This window comes from Altererythrobacter sp. BO-6, from assembly GCF_011047315.1.
Taxonomy (GTDB): domain Bacteria; phylum Pseudomonadota; class Alphaproteobacteria; order Sphingomonadales; family Sphingomonadaceae; genus Erythrobacter.
In genome coordinates, this window is the sequence record NZ_CP049259.1 from 2,165,312 (window position 1) to 2,183,740 (window position 18,429).

At 63.3% G+C, this 18,429-nt stretch carries 15 protein-coding genes; 9 read left to right on the plus strand and 6 right to left on the minus strand.

Translation table 11 applies throughout. From position 1 onward, the window contains the following. The first annotated feature begins 85 nt into the window (after positions 1-85). From G6N82_RS10605 to G6N82_RS10625, 5 genes are all read left to right on the plus strand, one after another. Positions 86-631, plus strand: coding sequence for a DUF4189 domain-containing protein (locus G6N82_RS10605; RefSeq protein ID WP_165196299.1), 546 nt, complete (start codon positions 86-88; stop codon positions 629-631). A gap of 4 nt (positions 632-635) precedes the next feature. Next, on the plus strand, positions 636-1,307 hold the full coding sequence (locus G6N82_RS10610) for a hypothetical protein (RefSeq protein WP_165196301.1): 672 nt from the start codon (positions 636-638) through the stop codon (positions 1,305-1,307). Then, on the plus strand, positions 1,307-2,092 hold the full coding sequence (locus G6N82_RS10615; RefSeq protein WP_165196303.1) for a DUF4189 domain-containing protein: 786 nt from the start codon (positions 1,307-1,309) through the stop codon (positions 2,090-2,092). Before G6N82_RS10610 ends, G6N82_RS10615 begins: the two co-directional genes overlap by 1 nt. 32 nt (positions 2,093-2,124) lie before the next feature. Beyond that, the gene (locus G6N82_RS10620; protein ID WP_165196305.1) at positions 2,125-2,625 is read left to right on the plus strand and encodes a hypothetical protein; all 501 of its coding nucleotides are present in this window, start codon (positions 2,125-2,127) and stop codon (positions 2,623-2,625) included. A 100-nt stretch (positions 2,626-2,725) separates the two neighbouring features. Next, positions 2,726-4,408 (plus strand): hybrid sensor histidine kinase/response regulator, encoded by a 1,683-nt coding sequence (locus G6N82_RS10625; protein WP_165196307.1) that lies wholly within the window; start codon positions 2,726-2,728, stop codon positions 4,406-4,408. Here the strand turns inward: G6N82_RS10625 and G6N82_RS10630 are convergent, their stop codons facing one another. Further along, positions 4,409-5,242 (minus strand): hypothetical protein, encoded by an 834-nt coding sequence (locus G6N82_RS10630; RefSeq protein ID WP_165196309.1) that lies wholly within the window; start codon positions 5,240-5,242, stop codon positions 4,409-4,411. It abuts the gene before it with no gap. 145 nt (positions 5,243-5,387) lie between these two features. Between G6N82_RS10630 and G6N82_RS10635 the strand changes: the two genes are divergently transcribed. Continuing rightward, positions 5,388-7,076: a hybrid sensor histidine kinase/response regulator gene (locus G6N82_RS10635; protein WP_165196311.1), complete on the plus strand. Its 1,689-nt coding sequence runs from the start codon at positions 5,388-5,390 to the stop codon at positions 7,074-7,076. On the opposite strand, the gene G6N82_RS10640 is transcribed toward G6N82_RS10635, so the two are convergent. Both G6N82_RS10640 and G6N82_RS10645 read right to left on the minus strand, forming a co-directional pair. Next, entirely contained in the window at positions 7,048-7,329 is a 282-nt protein-coding gene (locus tag G6N82_RS10640) for a hypothetical protein (protein WP_165196313.1), read from the minus strand. The two genes, G6N82_RS10635 and G6N82_RS10640, sit on opposite strands and share 29 nt — an antisense overlap. 40 nt (positions 7,330-7,369) lie before the next feature. Next, the gene (locus tag G6N82_RS10645) at positions 7,370-8,242 is read right to left on the minus strand and encodes a hypothetical protein (protein WP_165196315.1); all 873 of its coding nucleotides are present in this window, start codon (positions 8,240-8,242) and stop codon (positions 7,370-7,372) included. A gap of 114 nt (positions 8,243-8,356) precedes the next feature. Here G6N82_RS10645 and G6N82_RS10650 point away from each other — a divergent pair, with 114 nt between their 5' ends. Next, the gene (locus G6N82_RS10650; protein WP_165196317.1) at positions 8,357-8,761 is read left to right on the plus strand and encodes a hypothetical protein; all 405 of its coding nucleotides are present in this window, start codon (positions 8,357-8,359) and stop codon (positions 8,759-8,761) included. Between the two features lie 142 nt (positions 8,762-8,903). After that, on the plus strand, positions 8,904-9,446 hold the full coding sequence (locus tag G6N82_RS10655) for a hypothetical protein (RefSeq protein ID WP_206520170.1): 543 nt from the start codon (positions 8,904-8,906) through the stop codon (positions 9,444-9,446). Positions 9,447-9,542: 96 nt separating this feature from the next. On the opposite strand, the gene G6N82_RS15195 is transcribed toward G6N82_RS10655, so the two are convergent. After that, positions 9,543-9,665: a hypothetical protein gene (locus G6N82_RS15195; protein ID WP_277601941.1), complete on the minus strand. Its 123-nt coding sequence runs from the start codon at positions 9,663-9,665 to the stop codon at positions 9,543-9,545. A gap of 190 nt (positions 9,666-9,855) precedes the next feature. On the opposite strand from G6N82_RS15195, the gene G6N82_RS10660 reads away from it, so the two are divergent. After that, entirely contained in the window at positions 9,856-15,393 is a 5,538-nt protein-coding gene (locus G6N82_RS10660; protein WP_277601974.1) for a putative Ig domain-containing protein, read from the plus strand. 22 nt (positions 15,394-15,415) lie between these two features. On the opposite strand, the gene sulP is transcribed toward G6N82_RS10660, so the two are convergent. Continuing rightward, positions 15,416-17,179, minus strand: coding sequence for a sulfate permease (sulP, locus tag G6N82_RS10665; protein ID WP_165196323.1), 1,764 nt, complete (start codon positions 17,177-17,179; stop codon positions 15,416-15,418). Between the two features lie 10 nt (positions 17,180-17,189). Continuing rightward, positions 17,190-18,419, minus strand: a complete 1,230-nt coding sequence (locus tag G6N82_RS10670; protein ID WP_241255073.1) for an FAD/NAD(P)-binding oxidoreductase — start codon at positions 18,417-18,419, stop codon at positions 17,190-17,192. Positions 18,420-18,429: the final 10 nt, after the last annotated feature.

The following is an 18,429-nucleotide window of genomic DNA, read 5'->3' on the forward strand; positions in this document are numbered from 1 at the left end:
ATGAACTAATTCAAATAAGGGCAGGTGCAGGCGGCGTGGCTTGGTTATCATTCGGGCACACTCGTTATCATCTTCGGAGCAACCGATGCACCCACGACGACTGCTGACAGCGCGGCTCGCCATGCTGGCGCTGGGCCTGCTTGCGCTGGCCTATGGCCCTTCGGCGCGGGCTGACAGCGCCTGCGGGCCCGGACAACGCATGGTGGGCGAGCACAGCGTACCGGGGGCTGCAGGGACCGCGCCGATGCGCATCCCCGTTTGCGCGCCGGACAATTCCAGCATGCCAAGTGGCGAGGCAGCAGCGCCGGAAATCCCGAACATGCCACTCAATGCCGCGCTCGCCTGGGGCAATTTGCCCGATGGCACGCCGGCCTATTTCTATGTCACCGCGCGCCTTAATTCATGGGGCGCGATGAAAGAGGCGGTGGCCGGATGTGAGGCTTATGGTGCGCGAAATTGCCGCGAGGGGCTGACCGTTGCCAATGGCTGGCTGGGGATCAGCAAGGCGGCGGACGGCAGCTTCTTTGCCGCATTCGGACGCAAGAAGAAGCAAGCCGAAAAGGCCGCTCTCGAGCGCTGCGCCCGCGAAGCGAGCGGCTGCACCGTCGCAGAAACGATCAGGACTGGGTGACGGTATGAACATTCTTTCAAAGCGGCTGTTGCGCAGGCTGGGCCTGGGGCTGGCATTGCTGGCCATGCCCGCCATGGCGCGTGCCAATATTGGCTGGGTCGAGATCGACGTGGCTGGCACCGCGCCCAATCGCGTGGTCACCTACATGAGCCTCAGCAGCCTTAGCCTGGTGCATACGTCGGAACAGGCGGAAATACTCGCTAATGCGCCGGCTGACAGCAATACCGCCGCACTCAGCCGGGAACTGGCGAAGACCAACATCTGGGTTTTCAACGTGCTGCGCGTGTTCGAAGGCAACCAGCCGACGGTCGAACTGCGCGACATCCATGACATGCGGATGACGATCGACTGCGCCAGCGGCGCGCTCTTCACCATCCGCAGCGATCGGATCCGCAAGGTCGCGGACCCGTCGAAACCGCCAGCCAAGCGCGCGGAGAGCTATACGCGGATTGCCGAGAATCGCTCGGTCCCGACCGGCGAGCGGTGGCACGGCGTGGTGTTCGAGAATGCCTGCAACCAGATGCGCTGGCGTTCGGTTGGGGCAGGGTTCTTATGCCTGGAAAAGTATATCGAGCCTTTGGGCATGGACTGCGTCAGTATACCTGACAACGGCTACCTGCGCATGATGGCCAATTACGCGATGAGTGATCCGGCGCAGAACAAGCGGGTCGATTGATGAGCCTGCGTGCTTTCCCCGTGCTCGGCGCCGCAGCGCTCCTGGCTATCGCGATGCCGGCGTCGGCCAATACTGTCCCCGTGCCCCATGCTGCCTTTGCCCGCCATCCCGACGTGCTCGATGTATGGGTTGCGGGTGGGTTCGTGGGATTGACCGGAGCGCAGGATGCACAGGATGCCGCGCTCGCCGCCTGTCGCAAGGCGATGGGGGAAGGCTGCGAACCGGTCGGCAGCTGGCAGATCGGCTATCTGGCGCTGGTCCGGACTGAGCAGGGGCAACTGGCGTTCGGTTCCGGAAACACCCGCGAAGCCGCGATCGCCAACACGCCCAAGATCTGCAACGAGCGCACCAAGATGGAGTGCGATACCGTGCTGGTGATCTCGGCAGCGACAAGAAAGCATGCACCGGATCTTCGCAGAGCGCGGCTGCGCTTTGCCGCCGCTGCCGCTCCCGATAGCGGGCCGGGCCATGCATCGCTGGCGATTGCGGCGGGCCGCACGAGCTATGCGCAGGCCGAGGCGGATGCGCTCGCCAGTTGCCAGCGGCTGCATGCGGTGCAGGCCTGCAAGGTCATGGCCTGGGGCGCGAACGGGGTGCTGCAGGCCTTCGACTATGAAGGCCGTCGTTTCGGCATGGTCCCTGAGACGAGCGTCAAGCGGGCCAAGCAGGCGGTCGAGCAATTGTGCCTTGGCGAAATCGGCGCAGACTGCCGCTTGCAGGCCGCCTATCCGACCGATCGGCTGAAGGATTATGTCCATCATTACGTAAACGAAGGTGTCAGGTGACGGGCAAGAGCCGAGGTTTCAGGAAGCCCGTTTTGGGCGGGGTACTGGCTCCGTGGCTGGCATGTCTGGTCGTGCTTCCGGTGTCTGCCGTGTCAGCGCGTGAGACACCCGCAGCCTTCCCGCGCCAGGTGCAGGGCATCTGGTACAGCGATGACGCGGAAGGGCGTGCGCGCTGCAAGGCATTCCTCGGTGGGCTCGCAGCCGATGATGGCGAAGCCTACAACTTCCTCGTCGGGGCGGAAGTCATCCGGGCCGGGATGTGGCACAGCTATGCCGAATATGGCGAAGGGAATTTCTACGAAATCCGGACGCTCGGCAAGATCGGCAAGCGTAGCTGGAGGGTCAGCACGCTGACCGGGATCGATACCATGCCCGACCCCGAATTTTCGGCAGAAGCGACCTTCCGGTTCCGGATCGACAAGGGCATCCTCACCTGGGTCTTCGAAAGTTTTGACGGCACGCCGGTCGATAGCTGGGACGAGCAGCGGCTGTTCCGCTGCGCCCCGGTGCCGGAAGGCATGTACGCCAGCTGATCGCTGCGAAATCCTTGACACGAACACATCAATTCGATTGCATTACCTTGATTTTGCGTGAAAAAGCGCCGGATTCGATAGTCGCGGGATTTCGGCTGACATGATGCAATCGTCTGCAAGAGCCGGTGAAGCCGACGATCTTTCGCTCCAGGACGAGATCGCATCAGAACAGAACCAGTCGAAGCAGCGACTGATCATTACCCACCTGATCGTGGTCTATGTCCTGTTGTTGGGTTCTTCCTTCGGCCAGGCCCCGGCGCTCGCGCCATGGGCAATGAAGGTCATCACATATTACGCATTCTATCTGCCGATTGTGCTTTGGCTGTTCATTGCGTCGCGCCTGAAGCCCGGGCGCGTTCCGATCCGCCGCATTATCGGTATTGCCGCAGACATCGGGTTCCTGGGGCTTGCGCTGGCGACCGACCGGACATTGATGATGCCGATCTACACGATCTTCATCTGGGTCACGCTGGGTAACGGCATGCGCTATGGGCGGCGATATCTGGTTTTTGCCGCCCTGTTCGCGCTGACCATTGTTCTGAGCGTGGGACTGCTGCTCGATTCGTCGCCGATCGAGGTCTTCATCACCGCGACGATGGCATTGGCGGTGCTGGCTATCCCGCTGTATGCTTCTGCACTGCTGAGGCGAGTTGAGGATGCACGCCGCGAGGCTGACCGTGCCAATGTCGCCAAGTCACTGTTCCTCGCTCGTGCCAGTCACGATTTGCGCCAGCCGATCCACGCGATCAGCCTGTTCGTTACCGGCCTGCAGCAAAGCGGGCTCAAGCCGGAACAGCGCGGCATTGTCGATCGGATCGACCGCTCGCTCGATGGCCTCAGCCGCCTGTTCCGTTCGCTGCTTGACCTTTCCACATTGGACAGTGGATCGGTCAAGCCTGCGCTGAGGCCGGTTGCGCTTGGCGAATTGCTCAGCGAACTGGTCCAGCAGAATGCACAGCTGGCAGCATGGCACGGCTGCGAACTGCGGTATGTGCCGACTTGCAGGACCGTTCTGGCGGACGAAAGCCTGCTCGCCACGATGGTGCAGAACCTGCTCAGCAATGCTTTCAAATTCGCGCCAGGCGGCAAGGTACTGGTTGGGGCCAGGATGCACGGCGATACGGTGTCGCTCCAGGTGCTCGACCAGGGCAAGGGCATTGATCCCGCCCATCTGCCGTTCCTGTTCGACGAGTTCTACCAGATCAGGGAACAGGGCGGGGCAGACCGGCAGGGCGTGGGGCTTGGGCTCAATATCGTCGCGCGCCTGTCAGAGCTGATGGGGTTGAAGGTTGCTGTTCGCTCGCAACCGGGGGAGGGCACCTGCTTCAGCATCGACGGGTTGCGCCCGGCCCAGCCAATGGCACTGACCAGCGCGCCACATACATCGGCGCGATTGCCTTCCCCGCTCGCCGGAATGCAGGTGCTGCTCGTCGAAGACGATCCCGATATCCGCAGCGCCACCAAGGAACTGATCGAGGGGTGGAGTTGTGCGGTGATCGCACTTGATGGAATTCCTGCGCAGATCGCGCAGAAGCCGGATTTGCTGATCGCGGATTACGACCTGGGCGGGGGGCGAACCGGGGCAGATTGCATCCAGGCGGTCCGCCAACTTGTCGGCACCAGCATTCCGGCGATCATCATCACGGGCCATGAAGGCGAGGGGATAAGCCAGGCGATCGGGGATCCGTCGATCGCCATCCTCCGGAAACCGCTGCGCCCGGCTGAACTGCGCTCAGCCATCAGCGCGACCCGGTTTGCGATTCAGCCCGTGCCGACTGGTTAGCTAGTCCAGTTGCACACGGAACTGTGGTGTCTCGACCGTCTCGGCATCGATCCGCCAGCTGATCTGCTCCGCGTCGGTGGCGGCAGTCCGTGTCCCGTTGGTCGACAGCACCTTCGCATCGGTGGTGATGGTGAAATCACCTCTGGTGCGCAGGAGCAAGGCCCGCTCCTCGTTGGACAGAGAGCCGAAATTGGTTTTCGCGCCCTGTTCACCGAAGATCATCTGCCGCATGGGTTGCGAGGCAAGCCCGCCAGCCGACATGGCAATCACGCCGTCGCGGTCGCGCGACAAATTGATGAAGGGCATCGCCAGGTGGGCCTGCGGCAGGATCGGGAAGGAAAAATCGCGATCGAGCCGGCCTGACAGCTCGTATTCGACATCGAAAGTGGAATTGCCCAGATAGGTCACCTTCTTCCAGCCGGGGTGCCGCATCAGCTCCTTTGCAATCTGTTCGTTGGCCTCCGGTTCAACCGGATTATACCCGATCAAGGTGGCGAAATTGGCCGCAGCCTCCAACCCTTTGCGCTGGTTGTACTCGAATTCCCGGCGCTGCCTGGCGATCTCTTCCGCGCTGCAAGGGATTGTCTCCCAGCTTTCCTCATGACGGCAATCGGCCATGCTGTCATCCCAGACGGCTTCGCTGTCTTCGTTGAGATCGCCGGCAGTGAAGATGATGGTGCCGACATAGCTGTAGGTGAATTGCCCGTCGCGGCGGATATCCAGGCTTGACTTGAACTGCCCGGGGATCAGCAGGCAGCCGGTCAGCGCGAAGCAAAGCAGGGCTGAGAACAGTAAGCGCGGTGCAAAGTGACGGCTGCGATCGAGCATCTTCATGGCTTGCCTCCGGTACAAACAGGCTTGCTGGTTAAAGGACTGGAGGCGGCGCTGCAGCAATTGCGGTGTACTGGTTAATCGAAGGACTTTCGCAAAGCTTCTCGCGCGGTTAGCTGTGCTCACTTGTCAGGGTCGATGAGATAGCATGACGTCCACGTCGCTGCCGGCGGCTGCACCGGCCGAGATTTTCGACGAATATCGGGCCGAGATTGGCCAGGCCAAAGTGCGCCTGGCCATGATTGTGGCTGCGTCCTGCTATCTGGCGCTGCGCTGGGCCGGATTTGGCCCCACATTGCTGGATCCCGAGATTGCAATCCATTCGCTCACATATTTCGGGTGCTTTGCAATTTTTTCCCTGTTGATGTTTGCGGATATCCTGCGCCGTCCCGGCCATTACCCATTGCGGCGGATTGCCTCGATGGTGGGCGATTATGGCTCGCTTGCCTACATAATGATCGTGGGCGGGGCGCCGAGCATGCCATTTTACGCGCTGATCCTTTGGGTGACAGTGGGCAACGGGATGCGCTTCGGCCAGCGCTACCTGCTTATGGCGACCGCAATGGCGCAGCTGACGCTCGTCGCGCTGCTGGTGTTCAGCACTTACTGGCGCGGCCAGTTCGAACTCATGCTCACCTTTTCGATCACAGCGCTCGCCCTACCAACCTATGCGCTGGTGCTGTTGCGATATACCGCCCGCGCCCGCGATGCTGCGATGGAAGCGATGCTGGCCAAGAGCCGTTTCCTGGCCCAGGCGAGCCACGATTTGCGCCAGCCGATCCATGCAATCGGTTATCATATCGAGGCTTTGCGCGGCGGCCAGCTGGACGTTCCGCAGCGGCAGGTGGTGGACCGCATCGAGCGATCGCTGGGCGGGGTCGCGCGGCTGTTCAAGTCGCTGCTCGATATCTCCAAGCTCGACAGCGGCAATGTCGAGGTGCGCGAAAGCACAGTGGCGCTTGGCCCGTTGCTGGCAGAGATCGCGCAACAGGTGGAAGAGCAGCTCGACTGGCACGAGGTCGAATTGCGGGTGGTGCCGACCGGATTATCCGTGCGCGCCGATCCGACATTGCTGACGACGATGGTGCTCAACCTGCTGACCAACGGCATCAAATACAGCAAGGGCAGCCAGGTCCTGCTGGGCGTGCGGCGGCGCGGCGCGACAGTTTCGATCGAGGTGCATGACCAGGGTATCGGGATCGATAAGGAGCATTTGCCCAAGATCTTCGAGGAGTTCTACCGCGGCCACGAAGCCGGCGATCACGATGTCGAAGGGGTCGGCCTGGGCCTGTCGATCGTGCGGCGGCTCGCGATGCATTGCGGCTTCGCGGTCGATCTGCAGTCCGTGCGGGGCCGGGGTACCACGGCGCGGCTGACCGGCATCCCCATGGCTGCCGCCAAGCGCAGCCCAGCCGTTCGGGAAGCTCAGCGGACCAGCGCTATCGGCCCCTTGGGCGGCCTTGGCGTTATCCTGATCGAAGATGACGTAGACGTACTGGAAGCCACATACCAATTGCTTGAGCGGTGGGGGTGTGACGTCCAGGCATTCAGTGCGCCGCCGGAAATCGTTTCCTACGCCGACATCATCATCGCCGATTTCGACCTGGGCGGTGGTGCCACGGGGGTAGAAGTGATCGCAGACATTCGCGCTCAGTTTGGTTGGCGGGTCCCTGCCTTGATTATCACCGGACACGCCCTGGAGCGGGTGCGCGGCCTGATCGACCAGCAGGATGTGATGGTTCTGCCCAAGCCGGTGCAGCCGGCCACGCTGCGCTCTGCACTATCCGCGATCAAGCTGGGTCTGTTTGCTAATCCGCGCCAGCCATCAGCTTCTTGATCAGGCGGACGAGCCCGATCGCCAGGGCGGCGCCCAGCATTGCACCGATCAGCGGGAAATAGGCGTGGTTGCGGGTGCTTTCGATCACGAAACCGTCAAAGCCGTCATCGCGGAGCCGTGAGACCTTGTGCTCCGTCTCAAGGATAACCAAGATCACATAGGCCGCCGTTACGCCGCCGATTGCCAAGCGCAGGCGGCGGTTGGATTTCGGCTTCGTTTCGGCCATTTCGTCTAGCGGCTGTTCGTCTTGCATCGTCGATGATCCTTTGAGGGTTGGGCAATCGGCCCGGCGGCTAGCACTGCGGCAGCTCGGCATCGCCGGATGCGGTGTCGATCGTGCGGCGATAGCTGCCGCCCTTGCGGGCATAGCGATGCGTCACATTGACTGAGCCTGCGTACTGCACATCGAATGCCTGGCCCGGCACGACGTTGCGGATTGTCGCGCGATAGAATTCGCGCTCGCCGGTTTCGTCTAACGCGCCGGAATTGTCGTAATAGGCCGGATAAAGCAGCAATTGGCGCGGCCCGTCCGGCGCCAACTCGGTCAATTCGCCGGTATCGCAGGCGTATCCCTGCCACACCCCGCCGGCCTGCGATGTGATCACGGGGTTGCGCGCGACATCGTTCCGGATCGACCATTCGGGCGGATTGCTCATGATGCCGCCCAGCACCTCGTCCGGCCAGCTGCGGACCAGTTCGAACCGGGTATCTTGTGTTTCACGCAGGTAGAAGATGCCAAGCGTGCCGGTGACGACCGGCGAGGCATCGGGATGGGCGCCTGCCATGACCAGCACGGGGCCGAATTCGGTCCACACCAGCCGCCCGTCGCTATAGTCGAACACCACGTCTTCGCTGGCACGAATGCTGGGGCGCCCCGCTCCGAACACCGCCTCCATTGCCAGCGCCAGCTGCTGTGCGTCGCCCAGGTCACGGATCGCACCGGCGGCGACATCCTGATCGTTTGCCGCAGGCTCGGCCTTTGCGCCGACGCCAGCGGGTGCCAAGCCGTCATCCACCGCAGTGGCCGATACCATATCCCGCGCGATCCACCACCCGGCCGCGGCTGCCAGCAGGACTGCGCCAAGGATCAGAGCGATCCACCAGCCCCGCCCCGAGCGATTGCTCCCGTCCGGCAGCGGGGAATGCTGGTTGTTGCGCTGGTTCATTCCCGCGTGGTGGATAATCCGCGGCGGCTGCACAATTGCTAATCTGCACTAGTACCAGCCGGGGCGCGCCAGCCGCGCCATGTGCAGCTAGCTTCGCGGGCTAGGAGAATGGGCTTGGCACAGTGGAGATCGGCCGGATTGTTGCTGGCGTGCGGCGCGCTGGCCGCTTGCGCAGGCGGACCGCGTTTCGAAAGCGCCGAGGCGAAGGGAATGCCGTTCGATCGCGGCATTGCCGAAATACCCGAAGCCTATCGTGGCTTGTGGGCCGACAAGCCCGAGAGCTGCGGGGTCACCCGCGATTTCGGGCGACAGGCGCACATCGCCGCCTCCGCGATTGGCGAGGCGCGGGTGACCGAGGTGTGGGGCTATAGCGACCATCCCGCGGTGATCGTGTGGGTCGATTTTGACGAGCCGCGCCCGATCCAGGTGTTTCTCGACCTCTCGCTCGACGGGCAATATCTCTCGATCGCGCGCAGCCAGAAAAATCCGGAGATCATGGTGCGTTGCCCCGCCGGTTGACCGGACATACGGGGCAGACGCCGACAAAGATGTAGCAGTACACCGGATCGATAGCGCTCAACCTCGGCGCGCCCCTATCATCAGGAAATGTCCGTATTTTTGCGCGCGGTTTATCGCGCCCGGGCATCCTGGGGGGAATGCGATGTTGCGGCAATCAGCTTTGATGGTGTCGGTCCGGGCCTTGTTGGCCCTGTTCGCGATCCTGCTGGGCCAGCTTGTATTCTCCGCCCCGGCGATGGCGCAACATACGTCGCTCGCTTGTCCTGTCCAGACCGCCAGCGTCCAGCGCGGCGGGTCAGTCGAAATCGACATCACCGACTGTGACGATTACAATTTCGGTTACGGTTTCGGCGTCCCTCTAACCAGGAACGGGCCTAACTCGGGCGATGTACTGGTTCGCCAGGCCTTCGTTCCACCAAGCACGGCACAATCGTTCCTGCGTTATACCCACAATGGCGATTCAGCCACTTCGGATGTGTTTGAATTCGAGGACCTCGACAATAGGTGGGTGCAGGTTCGGGTGACCATCACTGCACCCCCCGTCAGCCGTAACAATCACGCCGACTGCGATGCCCACGATCAAAGCGGGCGCGAGCTTTTCTCAAACGCTCTCGTCAACTGGCGGAACGGGCCCTTACACCTACAGCATTTCCGACGGCGAACTGCCAACCGGCTTGTCCCTTAGTTCCTCGGGTACGATTTCTGGCATCCCGACGATCAGAGGTAGCTACTACTTCACGGTCCGATCGCGTGATGCATCCGGGAGTGAGGGCTTCAAAGGTTATTCCGGTGTCATCGCGACACCAACGATCAGCGTTTCTCCGAACACCATCAATCTGGTGCAAGGAGTCTCGAACTCGCTGCAACTGGTGGCGAGCGGCGGGGTTGCGCCGTATGATTTCATTTATGAAAGCGTTTACCCCTTCCCGGCCGGGATCACGCTATCCCCGACCGGGCTAATTTCAGGAACGCCAACCACTGCGGGTACGATCAACACTCAATTTGTAATTCGCGATGCCAGTGCAGTTCCTGGGCAGCCAGGAAACCGATATTTGCAGTTCATCCCGTTGACGTTCAACGTCGCTAGTCAAACTGTGGTATCGATTACGGCTACCCCCGCGACTTTGACCGAAGATGGTGCGGCAAACGCAGTGTTTACCGTTTCGCGCGGATCGGCCTTGCCGAACGCGACAACCGTGAACATCGGGACATTCGGCACGGCCACATCCGGAACCGACTACACCGGCGGTGTGACAAGCGTCACCATCCCGGCCAATGCCACAAGCGCCAACATCACGATCAATCCGACCGCCGATACCACGGTCGAGCCGGACGAAACGGTCACCCTGTCGATTGCGGCGGGGACCGGATACACCATCGGAACTCCCTCAAACGCCACGACGACAATCCTGAATGACGACGTGCCGAGCGCGTCGATCGCGGTGTCGCCTGCTTCGGTGGCGGAGGATGGCGCGGCCAACCTGGTCTATACCGTTACGCTCAACAGCGCGCCCAACGCTCCCGTTTCGATCAACTACACGGTCGGCGGTACGGCCACCAATGGCACGGACTATGCGACGATCACCTCGCCGCTGGTCATCAACACCGGCAACACCACTGGCACGATCACGGTCAATCCGACCGCGGACGCTACCATTGAAGCGGACGAAACCGTTGTCCTGACTCTGGCGGCGGGCACTGGCTACTCGGTCGGAGCGCCCAATGCGGCGACCGGCACGATACTCAATGACGACGTCGCCAACCTCACTATCAACGATGTCACCATCAGCGAAGGCAACAGCGGCACCACCAACGCCACTTTCACTGTCAGCCTTTCCGCACCCGCACCGGCAGGGGGCGTCAGTTTTGACATCGCCACCGCCAATGGCACCGCAACGGCCGGGGTGGACTATGTCGCGCAAAGCCTGACCGGGCAGACGATTGCCGCGGGATCGAGCACCTACACCTTCACTGTGCAGATCAACGGCGATTCGCTCAACGAGGCGTCCGAGACCTTCTTCGTCAACGTCACCAATGTCACCAATGCGACCGTGGTCGACGCGCAAGGTGTGGGCACGATCACCAATGACGATCCGCTGCCAAGCCTTTCGATCAACGATGTCACCGTGGCTGAAGGTAACGCAGGCACCGTCAACGCGGTGTTCACCGTTACTTTGAGCGCGGCCAGCGGGCAGACCGTCACGGTCAATTATGCGACGGCCGATGGCACGGCAACGCAGCCGGGCGACTATACGGCCGCCAATGGAACCGTAACCTTCGCTCCCGGCCAGACGGTGCGGACGCTGGGCGTTCCCGTGGTCGGCGAAAACCTGCCCGAAGCCAACGAAACCTTCCTCGTGAACCTCAGCGGCGCGACCAATGCCACCATTGCCGACAACCAGGGCGTCGGGACGATCACCAATGACGATGTGCCGGTCACCGTTTCGCCCGGCTCACTGACCGGCGGCACCGTGGGCGTGGCCTACAGCCAGTCCGTGACCGCCTCGGGCGGGACCGGGCCGTACACTTATGTCACGTCGGCAGGCGCGCTGCCGGCCGGGCTGACGCTGTCCTCAGGTGGGGTGCTGTCGGGTATACCGACAGCTGGAGGAAGCTTCACCTTTACCATTACCGCAACCGACAGCAGCGCCTTCCCCGGTCCTTATAGCGGCAGCCAGGCTTACATCCTCACCATTGCTGCGCCAGCGATTGCGCTGCCTGCCACCACTTTGTCAGCCGGAACCCTGAGCGCAGCCTATTCGGATGCGATTTCGCCGGCATCGGGGGGCACTTCACCGTTCACCTATGCTGTTTCCGCAGGTGCCTTGCCCGGTGGTCTCACGCTTAATGCCTCGACAGGGGCAATCACCGGCACTCCTGGCGCGCTTGGCACATTCAACTTCAGCGTGACGGCAACCGACAGCAGCACCGGCACCGGACCTTTCACCGCAACACAAAGCTATGCGATCACGATCAATGACGTCGCACCGGTCGCAGGTGCATCGTCGCTCTCGGTCGCCTATGGCGCGGGTGCGACCAACGTCCCGCTCAGCCTGTCTGGTGGCCCTGCGGTCAGCCTGGCGCTGGCGACCTTGCCCGCCCATGGCACTGCCACGGTCAGCGGCACGACCATCTCCTACCAGCCGAACGCCGGATATTCCGGGCCTGACAGCTTTACCTACACCGCCACCAACAGCGGCGGCACTTCAGCACCCGCGACCGTATCGGTGACGGTCGCCGATCCGTCGATCGCAATCGTTGCCTCGGGCAGCCTCTCGACCGCGGTCGGGGCATCCTACAGCCAGACCTTCACTTTCAGCGGCGGCGCAACACCGTTCGGATCCTATCAGGTCACGGGGCTTCCCGCGGGCCTGGCGATCACCGGCAACAGTGCGACTTCGGTGACGGTTTCGGGCACGCCCACTCAGGCCGGCAGCTTTACGCTTGGCGTATCCGGCACGGATTCCAGCACCGGTAACGGCCCCTTCACCTTCTCCGACAATTTCACCCTCAACGTGGCCGCGCCAACCCTCACGCTGGCGCCGGGTTCGACCGGTTTCACCACCCCCTATGCCTTGGCCTACAGCCAGAGCTTTGTGGCCAGCGGCGGAACGGGTAGCTTCAGCTATGCCGTGACGGGTGCGCTCCCTCCGGGAATGAGCTTCAGCGGTAACGCGATCACCGGGACCGGCAATGTGCCGGGAACCTATGCCTTCAGCGTTACCGCGACCGATACCGGTGCGACCGGCGCGGGCGCACCCTTCAGCGTGACCGAAAACTACACGATCGAGGTCCAGCCTGCGAATATCGTGGTGGGGCCGGCCAGCCTGCCCGATCCGCTGCTGGGCAGCAGCTACAGCCAGATGATCACCGCGTCGGGCGGAGCGATATCCTTGGACTACGCAGTCACGGCGGGTCGCCTGCCTGACGGAATCCAGCTGATCGGGGAAACGATTGCCGGCGTTTCGTTCGAAGTGGGCACGTTCAACTTCACCATCACGGTGACCGATGGCAATGGCCAGAGCGGCAGCCGCGCCTACAGCATCACCATTGCCCCGCCGACCTATGCCATCGCGCCTACCTCCGGCACGCTCTCTGCGACCTATAACACGCCCTTCAGCCAGGCCTTCACCGCCAGTGGCGGCAGCGGTACCTTCCTCTACACGATGGGCGGCGCGTTGCCGACTGGTCTGACTTTCAGCAACGGCACGATCTCGGGCACGCCGATCGCGCCGGGCAGTTATGCCATCACCGTCACGGCGACCGACCAGACGGTCACCGGTGTTGGCGCTCCCTTCAGCGTGACCGGTACCTACACGATCGACGTGCCCGGTCCGGTGATTGCGATCACGCCCGCTGCGCTGCCAAACGGGCAGGTCGGGGCTGCCTATACGCAAGCCTTGAGCGCCAGCGGCGGGGCCGGGACGCACACTGTCGCGATCACTGCTGGCACGCTGCCCGCTGGCCTGTCGTTCGCCAATGGGGCGATCACCGGCACGCCGACGCAGGCCGGGACTTTCAACCTCACGCTGACCGGGACCGACGCCAATGGGCAAACCGCTTCGCAGGCCTATTCGCTCACCATCGCCGCGCCGAACCTGGCACTGACGCCGGGGGCAGGAGCGCTGACCGTGACCTATGCTGCGCCGTTCAGCCAGGCATTCACAGCCAGCGGCGGCACGGGCAGCTACAGCTATGCGCTCAGCGGAACGCTTCCGGCGGGAATGACGTTCAGCAATGGCACGCTGTCGGGCACGCCGACTGTTTCGGGCAGCTTCCCGATCACCGTCACCGCAACCGATACTGTGGCGACTGGCGGTGCAGCGCCATTCTCGATCGCGCAGAACTACACGATCGCCATCGCCACGCCGACGATCGCGCTTGCGCAAACCGCCTTGCCTGTCGCGACCGCTGGCGCGCCCTATTCGGCGACCCTTTCGGCCAGCGGGGCGGTGGCGCCCTATCGCTATCGCCTGCAAAGCGGCACTTTGCCGACCGGGCTGACATTGTCGCAAGTCGGGGTGATTTCCGGAACGCCAACTGCCGCAGGGAGCTTTGCGCTGGTCATCGAAGTCACCGATGCCAACGGCCAGATCGGAACCGCGCCGGTCACGCTGACTGTCGGTAATGCCACGATCACCGTCACCCCCACCCAGTTGCCGGGCGCCATCCGCGGGATCGCCTACAGCCAGCAGTTGACTGCGGCGGGCGGGGTTGCGCCTTACAGCTTCGCTGTGACCTCCGGCAGCCTGCCCGCTGGCCTCACGCTCAGCGCGCAAGGGCTGCTCAGCGGTACTGCCACGACCGATACCGGCACCAGTTTCACGGTGACTGTGACCGACAGCACTGGCGGCACGCGGTCGACCGTGGCGGTGAACTATACGCTGTCAGTGGCGGCGCGGCCCAACCCGGCCAATGACGAGGAAGTCCGCGGCCTGGCGCAGGCGCAGGTCACCACGGCCCGCCGTTTTGCCGATAGCCAGGTCCGCAACTTCGGGCGTCGTCTCGAAGGGATCCGGCGCGGCGGCGGTTCGGGCGGTTTCCGCAACTCGATCAACCTCTCGGCCCCCGATTCATGCCTCGAAGCCGGCTATGGCTGGCTTGAGGGGCAGTGCGATGCGTTTGCTGGCGAGCTCGCCGGGTTCGGGCGTGAACAGTCGGGCAAGGGCTATCTCGCTCGCAAGCAAGGCTTCGATGCCGCCGCCTTCGGATTTGGCGGTGGCGCCATCGGAGGCGAGCAAGCGAGCACCGACCAGCCACGTCAGGCCGCTACCGGCAACGGATCGGACAGCGCCAGCCCGTTCACGCTGTGGGCGGCCGGTACGGTTCGGTATGGTGACCGCGACGGCGAAGCCGGCTTGGCCTCGCAGGAATTCGAAACCGAAGGCCTGACGATCGGCGCCGACTATCGCTTCAGCCCCGCGTTCACGGCCGGGCTCGGGCTTGGCCTGGCCCGCGATACCACAGATGTGGGTGAAAATGGCTCGGAGAGCCGCGGCGATGCGACGGCCCTGGCGATCTATGGCAGTCACTTGCTCGGCGGCGGGTTCTTCATCGACTGGCTGGCCGGTTACCAGTGGCTCGATTTCGACCTGCAGCGCTATGTCGGGCTGACGGGCGAGCTGATCCGCTCTTCCCGCAGCGGCCACCAGTGGTTCGGGGCGGTATCGGCCGGGGCCGACATCGAAGCGGGTGACTTGCGCTTGACGCCCTATGCCCGGATCGATGCCCAGCGCGGGCAGCTGGATGGCTATGTCGAAGAAAGCGGATCGGTGTTCGACCTGCAGTTCCTTGACCAGGACATTGCGTTTACCGCGATCAGCCTGGGCGCGAGCGCCGATTATCGCATCAAGTCTGGCGACGTGCTGTTCCTGCCGCGGCTGCGGTTCGAATTCCAGCGCGACATCGCCCGCGAGGGCGAGGCGCTGGTCGGCTATTTCGATGGTGGGAACGGCGGGATCTTCAACCCGATCGCCTTCAACGGATATTCGCGCAGCCGCCTGCTGATGGGGGCGGGGACGGAGATCCAGATCGGTGCCCTGACGTCGCTCGACCTCGAATACAACAATCGCCGCAACAGCGGGGCGGGCAGCGACAACGGGATCGAGATCGGCATTTCGCAGAAGTTCTAGCGCCGGACGCGAAGGGAAGGCGCTAGATCATCCCGCGCGCGAGGTAATGGTCGACCGGCGGCGGCGGGGCGCCATCGTCGCGCGCCAGTTCGCTGAAGGCACGATCCTGCGACAGGAACACCTTGCCGTTAAGTTCCTCGATGAAATGGGTCCGATGGAGCCGGTCCATCACCGGGCCCTTCACTTCGGACAGGTGCATGCCGATGCCGCCATCGCCCAGCCGGTGATTGATCGCTTCCAGGCTTTCCAGCCCGGACGCGTCGATTTCGTTCACCGCGCTGCACATCAGGATGACATGGCGCAGTTCGGGCCGCTCGGCGACGCGTTCCAGCACATATTCCTCCAGCCAGCGCGCGTTGAGATAGGTCAGGCTTTCGTCGATCCGGATCGAAAGGACATGCGGCACAGTGATTACCTTGTGCCGCTCGACATTGCGGAAATGCTCGGTCTCAGGCACGCGGCCCACCACAGCGGCGTGTGGGCGACTGGCGCGCCACAGATACAGCAACAGGCCCACTGCCACGCCCGCGATCACGCCCAGTTCCACGCCTGCCAGCAGGGTGATGCCGATGGTCGCCACATGCGCGGCGAAATCGGCCTTGGAATAGCGCCACAGCTGACCCGGGGTCTTCAGGTCCACCAGGCTCAGCACTGCAACGATGATAGTGGCGGCGAGCGTGGCGATGGGCAGGTTGAACAGCAGCGGGGTGAGGAACAGGGAAGCGAGCGCAATCCCCACCGCGGTGAAGGCACCCGCCGCCGGGGTTTCGGCGCCTGCATCGAAATTCACGACTGAACGCGCGAAGCCGCCAGTCACCGGATAGCCGCCGGAAAAGGCGCTGGCGACATTCGCTGCGCCAAGCCCGATGAGTTCCTGATTGGGGGCAATGCGCTGGCGCCGCTTGGCCGCCAGCGTCTGCGCCACCGAGACGCTCTCGACAAAACCGATGATCGAGATCAGCAGCGCGGGCACCCACAGCTGCTGGATCAGCGCAATGTCGGTCGAGGGCAGGGCGAAGGGCGGCAGGCCCTGCGGGATCGCGCCGACCAGGTTCACACCCTTGGCAGCAAGATCGAAGGCGAGCACGGCGACGATCGTCAGGGCTACGGCCGCCACTGGCCCGGCCTTCGCCGCCATATCGGCAGCACGGGGCGGCATGCCTGCCAGTTGCAGCGCGCGCTTGGCCCCCTTGCGCACCCAAAACAGGAACAGCGTGGCAGGAATGCCGATGGCCAGCGTCCAGGGGTTGGTGTCGCCGATCGTTTGCGCCAGCGAACCCAGCATGTCTGGCCAGTTGTCGCCGCCTGCCTTCACCCCCAGGATATGCTTCAATTGGCTGGTTGCGATCAGGATCCCGCTGGCGGTGATGAAGCCGCTGATTACCGGGTGTGATAGCAGGTTGGCGAGGAATCCCGCCCGCAGCAGGCCGAGCGCCGCCAGCATCACGCCAGACAGCATCGCCAGCGTGATCGCCGCTTCGAGATATTCTGCCGTGCCCTGCGCCGCGATGGCGCCTGCTGCACTCGCCGTCATCAGGGAAACCACCGCAACCGGCCCAACCGCCAGCGTGCGGCTGGTGCCGAAGATGGCATAGAGCACCAGCGGCATGATCGAAGCGTAAAGCCCCACCACCGGCGGCAAGCCCGCTAGCAAGGCATAGGCCAGGCTTTGCGGGATCAGCATGATGGTGACGATCACCGCCGCCATCAGATCATTGGTCAGCACCGATCGGTTATAGCTGCGCCCCCATTCGAGGATCGGGAAATAGCGGGCAAGCGCTGGCACCGGCCTGGGCCTATTGCGCAATCATGTTGCCGGGCCCCGCCAGCCATTCGCGGCCCTTGAGCATGCCGTTCCAGTAGAGCCACGGCAGGAAGTCCGCCTTGAGCAGCCAGGGTAGCCGCTGCGCCTTGGTCCCGTCGATCAGCCAGCTCGGGAAACTGGGGGCGAGCTTGCCGCCATAGCCGAATTCGGCGAGCACGATCTTGCCGCGTTCGACTGTCAGCGGACATGAACCGTAGCCATCGTACCCGGCGGTCGGCCCCTTGCCTGCGAGCTGGCGCAGCGCGTTGACTGTCACCACCGGCGCCTGCTTGCGGGCGGCGGCGGCGGTCTTGGCGTTGGGCATCGATCCGGCATCGCCCAGGCCGAAGACATTGGGATAGCGCACATGCTGCAGCGTATGCTGGTCGACATCAGTCCAGCCAGCCTCATTCGACAGCGGACTGTCGGCGAGGAATTGCGGTGCGACTTGCGGCGGGACGACATGGAGCATGTCGAACTGCTGCGTCACTTCGCCTTCCTCGGTCTTGAACGTCGCGGTTTGTGCCGGGCCATCGACTGCGACCAGATTGCTGCCGAGCTTGAGCGCGATGTGGTATTTCCCGACATAGTCCATCAGTGCCGGGACATAGTCGGCCACACCGAACAGCACGCCGCCGGCATTGCGGAACTCGACCTCTATGTCCCCCAGTACTCCGGCGTGGAGCCAATGGTCGCATGACAGATACATCGACTTCTGCGGGGCGCCGGCGCATTTGATCGGCATTGGCGGCTGGGTGAAAATCGCGCGACCGGATTTCAGCTGCTGGACCAGTTCCCAAGTGTAGGGCGCAAGGTCATAGCGATAATTGGATGTAACGCCGTTGCTGCCGAGTGTAGCCTCGAGGCCGTCGATCTTCTCCCACGCCAAGCGGATGCCCGGCGCGACAATGAGGACGTCATAGCGGACGGTCGAGCCATCCTCGAGCGTCACCTCATTGCTGTCTGGCTGGAAGCTCTTTGCGGCGGTTTTCAGCCAGGTCACGCCCCTGGGCATGACGCTGGCCATGGTCCGCCGGGTCACTTCGGGCTGGAAAACCCCGCCGCCGACCATGGTCCAGCCCGGCTGGTAGTAATGCGCATCGGCGGGTTCGACGATGGCGATGTCGAGTGTCGGCTGGCGTTTGAGCATGGACGCCGCCGTGGCGATGCCCGCTGCCCCGCCGCCAATGATGACGACCTGATGCGAAGTTGGCTGGCTCATCGTCTGGTCT